The organism is Tersicoccus mangrovi, from assembly GCF_036881825.1.
In the GTDB taxonomy this organism is placed as follows: Bacteria; Actinomycetota; Actinomycetes; order Actinomycetales; family Micrococcaceae; genus Tersicoccus; species Tersicoccus mangrovi.
Window position 1 is genome coordinate 1 of record NZ_JBAJMW010000020.1, and the last position, 1,106, is coordinate 1,106.

The 1,106-nt window shown below is 70.5% G+C and carries 1 protein-coding gene; it reads right to left on the minus strand.

Going from position 1 to position 1,106, the window contains the following annotated elements; all coding sequences use genetic code 11:
• A partial coding sequence (locus V6N00_RS17185) for an IS481 family transposase (RefSeq protein WP_334234326.1) occupies window positions 1-997 on the minus strand: 997 nt, incomplete at its 3' end.
• Between the last annotated feature and the right edge of the window lie 109 nt (window positions 998-1,106).

The following is a 1,106-nucleotide window of genomic DNA, read 5'->3' on the forward strand; positions in this document are numbered from 1 at the left end:
TGTAGGAGGTCATGACGTTGGCGACGCGGGTTGGGACGCGGGAGGCGGGTGGCTGGTCGGCGCAGGCGGTGTGGGGTCGATGGTAGTTGTAGTGGTTGACCCAGACGTCGATGGCGTCACGGCGGGCTTGTTCGGAGGCGTAGGGGCGGGCGTAGAGGACCTCGTCGACGAGCAGCCGGTTGTACCGTTCGATCTTGCCGTTGTGGCGGGGCGTGTAGGGGCGGATCCGCTGGTGCCGGGACGCGGCCGAGAGCACCGCCCGGACGAAGTCCTTGGCCCGGTAGTTGTTCCCGTTGTCGGTCACGACCCGCACGAGCCGGGTGATGCCGTGGGCGGCGAAGAACGCGACCGCCCGGTGGAAGAACCCGATCGTGGTGACCGCGCGCTCGTCCTCGTGGGCTTCGGTGTAGGCCAGCCTCGAGAACCCGTCGATCGCGGTGTGCAGGAACGTGTAGCCGACCCGGGTGGCGTGCTTGGCCCGGTCCGCAGCCGAGCCGCGGCCATGAGCCCGCCACCCGCCGCCCTCGCGCAGCTTGCCGATCTTTTTCACGTCCAGGTGGACCATGTGTCCGGGAAACCGGGCGGTGATCTTGCCCGGGGCCCGGTTCGACTGCCCCGTCGGATCCAGGTCCCGGCGCCGGGCGATCCCGAGTCGGGCCAGCCACCGGGACACGGTCCGCAGGCAGCAGTGATGCCCGCGGGCGGCCAGCTCGTGGTGGATCCGCCGCGCGGACCACTTGTGCGCCCGCCGCCACGCCTCGATCAACTCCACCACCACCGCCGGCAGCTGAGTGGGCCGGTTCACCGGGGCGCTGGACCGGTCCTCCAACGCGTCGATTCCGCCGACCCGGTAACGGCCCACCCAGGTGGACAGCGTGGAGCGGGCGATGCCGGCCTCCGCGGCGACGTGTGCGATCGGGCGGCCCTGACCGGCCAGGACACGGTCGACAAGGCGGAGCCTGCCGGCTGGGGTCAGCGGGGCGTTAGCGTGGGTCATGGAACGGGCTCCTTCGGAACGTGGATGGCTTCAGCACCTCCCATCGTGCCGACCAGGAGCCCGTTTCCTCACCCCCACCCCACCGTCGGCAACGTCATGACCCACAACA